Annotated in this window: 3 protein-coding genes; all 3 read right to left on the reverse strand. The window is 65.6% G+C overall.

Translation table 11 applies throughout. The features are described 5' to 3' along the window. On the reverse strand, positions 1–1,870 hold a 1,870-nt coding region (locus ACMO6A_RS07955; protein WP_418471049.1), incomplete at its 3' end, for a VirD4-like conjugal transfer protein, CD1115 family. A 4-nt stretch (positions 1,871–1,874) separates the two neighbouring features. Further along, complete coding sequence (locus ACMO6A_RS07960) at positions 1,875–2,492, reverse strand: hypothetical protein (protein ID WP_418471051.1); 618 nt, start codon at positions 2,490–2,492, stop codon at positions 1,875–1,877. Further along, positions 2,489–3,556, reverse strand: coding sequence for a hypothetical protein (locus ACMO6A_RS07965; RefSeq protein WP_418471052.1), 1,068 nt, complete (start codon positions 3,554–3,556; stop codon positions 2,489–2,491). Before ACMO6A_RS07965 ends, ACMO6A_RS07960 begins: the two co-directional genes overlap by 4 nt. Positions 3,557–3,827: the final 271 nt, after the last annotated feature.

The raw sequence follows: 3,827 nt of genomic DNA on the forward strand, positions 1-3,827 counted from the left end.
GGTCGATCGTCCTGTACTTCTTGTCGAGGAACGGGAAGGCGTTCTTGATGAACACGATGCAGTCGTCGCCGCTGAACTTCTCGGGGTTGTTGCCGAGGTCGGCCGCGGCCATGAGCTCCTTGCCGATCTTGTTCTCGCTCTCAGACCAGTTGCCCTGGCGGCCGTGCGACTCGCTGCGGTTGCGGACCGTGGCGGTGAACTTGCCCAGGCGCTCGGAGATCTTCTTGTTGGTCTCGAGGTCGCAGCGGCCGAGGAACAGCGTCGTGTCGCAGTTGCCCTCGATGATGTCGGCGTTGTCCTTGTACATTTTCTTGAGCTGCGTGACCGATTGCAGGATGGCCGTGATGTAGATCCAGCGCGAGCGCAGGGTCGCGATCTTGACGTCGAGGTCGGGGATGCGGCCGATGTTGGCGAGCTCGTCGAGGATGCAGTTGATCGGGATCTTGCAGTGCGAGCCGGGGTTCCTGTCGGCGATGGCCGTGTTGACGTCGAACAGCTGGTAGAGCAGCATCGCCAGGATGAAGTTGAACGTCTTGTCGGTGTCGGACATGACCAGGAAGAACGCCGTGCGCTCCTCGCCGATCATCTCCAGCTCCAGCTCGTCCTCGCTGAAGAACTCGCGGACCGCCGAGACGGCGAACGGCGCCAGGCGGACGTTGCACGACGCGATGACCGAGGCCTCGGTCTCCGGCGAGCCGGAGGTGGACTTGAAGCCCTTGTACTGCTTGATGACGAAGTACTCCTCGGAGGCCTGCGCGGCGGCCTCGTCGCCGCCGTGGTTGGCGACGATCCACTCCTCGAAGCCCTGGAAGCCGTCCTCGGCGGTCGTGCCGAGCATGATGATGTCCAGCGGCGTCTTGGTCTGGCTGGGGTTGTCCTTGCCGGCGAGCTGGAGCAGGTCGAGCATCTGCGGGAACGTCTGGTACTGCGGCTGGTCGGCGTAGAAGTAGAAGAGGTATCCCATGAGCGCCATGTAGAGCTGGCGCTCGGCCTTGACGAAGAAGTCCTCCTTCTCGGCCTCGGCGTTGCCCGACGTGTTCTCCACCAGCAGGTTGACGATCTGCATGATCGAGGTGGAGTCCTGGAGGTAGAGCAGCGGGTTGTAGTGCATCGATTGGTTGATCTGGTCGGGCTTGGGGTGGACGACCTGGAGCGTGTAGCCGTGGCGAACGAAGAAGTTGCCGTACTGCTTGAGCGTGTCGCCCTTGGGGTCGGTCGTCACGATCGAGCTGTTGAGCTGGAGCAGGTTGGGGCCGACGAAGTTGAAGGTCTTGCCCGATCCGGAGCCTCCGAGCACGTAGACGTGCTTGTTGCGCTCGAGCGCCGGGTCCGGGATCTTCGACATCTGGAGTTCGGCGCGCTCGGACAGGATGATGTTGTCGTCCTCGATCTTCTCGACGTAGTCGGGCTTGGGGTTGGCGACCTTGTTCGTCATGCCGAGCTTGGCCTTGATGAAGTCCTTCGGGTTGTTGCGGGCGAAGCGCAGCGCGTCGCGGGTGCGCTGCGGGATGCGGATGGGAACGCGCTTCACGGTCGAGGTGTGCGCGAACTGCTGCATCTCGTCGTCTCGCGCCCAGCGCTGGTTGCCGTACTCCTCGCCGCGCAGCTTCTTCTGCTCCTCGCGCTCGCCGGTCCAGTCGTATTTGGTCATGGCCACCAGCGCGATGGCGCCGAAGGCCAGGAAGAAGAACGGCATCGTGCGGGAGTCGAGGTAGAACGGGTCTTGCAGGATCACGGCCCACTCGGCGACGGTGTGGTTGGAGCCGACGGTGAGCGGGTTGTCGATGAACCAGGCGGCGATGCGGTTGAACATCCAGCCGCACAGCGTGCCGCCGAGGATGAGATAAAGGAATCCCCTGAGGGTGCGCATTGGCCTACTCCTCTTCCGCGGCGCTGCCGCCATCGTCGGGCGCCGCGGCGCGGTGGTAGTGCTTGCCGCCCTCGGCCTCGTCGCCATCCTGGACGCCCGCGGGGGCGGCCATGGGCATCGACAGGGCGAAGAACGTCTTGAGTCGCATCGAGGCGCTGTCGAGCACGCGGTCCGCGATGGCCCCCTGCTCGGAGCGGGCGGGCGGGAACATGGCGAGGAAACCGTCGAGCTCGGCGATGGGGTAGGACCAGCGCGACCCCGCGAGCTTCGTGTAGTTGTAGTCCATGTGGGACATCGCGCGGTCGAGGTAGCTTTCCTCGCCGTCTACGAACCTGTTGCCCTTGATGGCGCCCGCGAGCGCCGCGCATCCGCGCGGGTCGGTCGGGGCGGTGCGGGCGCACAGCAGGACCTCGTGGACGTCGAGCGGGTTGACGCGGAAGCCGTCATGGCCCTCGCCGCCGTCGCGGATGGATGCGAGCTCGCCGTCGAGCGCGCAGTACCCGATGACGCAGGCGAGCAGGCGGCGCTCCGCCCGCTCGAGGTATTCCCTCGTGTAGCCGTACTCGCGGGCCGTCTCGGGGAACGCGCTGCGGGAGACGGCCAGGGTCTCAAGGTCGATCATCGGTGCATCCCCTCGTTGCGCGCGGGCATGGAGGGCTGCATCTTGCTCTCGGCGATCTTCTTGGCCGCCTTCGTCTGTCCGACGGGGGACTCAGGCGAGGCGGCCCGGGAGTTTCCCAAGGCCTCGCTGAGCAGCGCGGCGTTTTTCTCGGCGGCCGCGGCCCGCTTCGGGTCGATCTTCTTCTTGTTCTCGGAGATGAAGCAGCCGCGGTCGATGGCGGCCTCGAGCACCATGCCGGGCGCGGCCGCGAACGCGGCCCCCTCGGCCTTCATCTCGTTGTAGAACTCCTTGGCTCCGTCCGAGCCGGTCTTCCAGAGCTCGGGTCCCTGGGTGGCGTCGACTTCGGCGCTGGCGACGGGGCGGCCGTTGCGGGTGCATTCGAAGGAGGCCTTGTTCTCGTCGTCCGGGTCGAGGATCACGCGGTACTGCTCTCGGGAGTGGCCGCCGGCCGACCCGACCCAGCTGTTGCGGCCGTCGCCGGTGCGCTCGAACTCCCAGTTGATGCCGTTGCGCTTGAAGGCGCGGGGATAGCGGTTCTGGTCGTCGCGCTCGATGCCGCGCGCGCACTCCTCGAGCTCCTTGCGGTCCATGCCGAAGGACTCGACGCCGATGTTGATGAGCGCCTGGGTCATGATGTCCATGTCCCGGCCCTGGATGCCGATGGAGACCGCGGGACTTCCGTCCATGGGGTTGACGGTGTCGAATACGGAGAACTTCACTCCGTGGTTCATGAGTTCGCGCTTGAGCTTCTGGATGTCCTCGCGATTGTCGGCGACCGCCCCGGGGAAGACCATGGCCTCGCGGTACTGGTCCGGGTTCTGGGCGCGCACGGTCTCGGCGGAGACGATGCCCTTCTCGCCGTGGCCGTCGACCATGTTCGCGGCCCCGTGCGTGAGGGCGCGGGCGAATCTCGCCGGTATGCGGTCGTTCCTGTTGCCGGCCGCGCGGGCTCGCCGCGCCTGGGCCAGGCCCTCGAGCAGGTACTTGATGATTTCTGAGGCTGATTGCACGGCTGCCGTGCCGGTCCTGAACGCGAGCTGTACCGCCTCGTCTTCTGCTGCCATTTCTTCTGACCCCTTCTGTAGAGCAGGTATGGATATGGGCCTGCTGGGGTCAGGTGGCGTGGCCGGGGTCGGCGGAAGGTCAGGTGGTGAGGTCGATGCAGTCGGCAGCAGTCGGCAGGCCGGACCATCGACGGTGGCATTATAACCAATTGCCTGAGTTTCTATTCAGTCGATTTCCGCCTGTTCGGGATGCAGGCGGGATCGACCCCGACGAGCCTGGCGACGGAGTCGCGCGTTATCTTGCGGTGCCCCCGCTCGGGGGTCCATTGCC

It is taken from the genome of Eggerthella sp., assembly GCF_048329335.1.
GTDB lineage: Bacteria > Actinomycetota > Coriobacteriia > Coriobacteriales > Eggerthellaceae > Eggerthella > Eggerthella lenta.

Excerpts from the sequence above, each read along its gene's own strand:
- ACMO6A_RS07965 (WP_418471052.1), bottom strand. The coding sequence starts at position 3,556 with ATGGCAGCAGAAGACGAGGCGGTACAGCTCGCGTTCAGGACCGGCACG.
- ACMO6A_RS07960 (WP_418471051.1), bottom strand. The coding sequence starts at position 2,492 with ATGATCGACCTTGAGACCCTGGCCGTCTCCCGCAGCGCGTTCCCCGAG.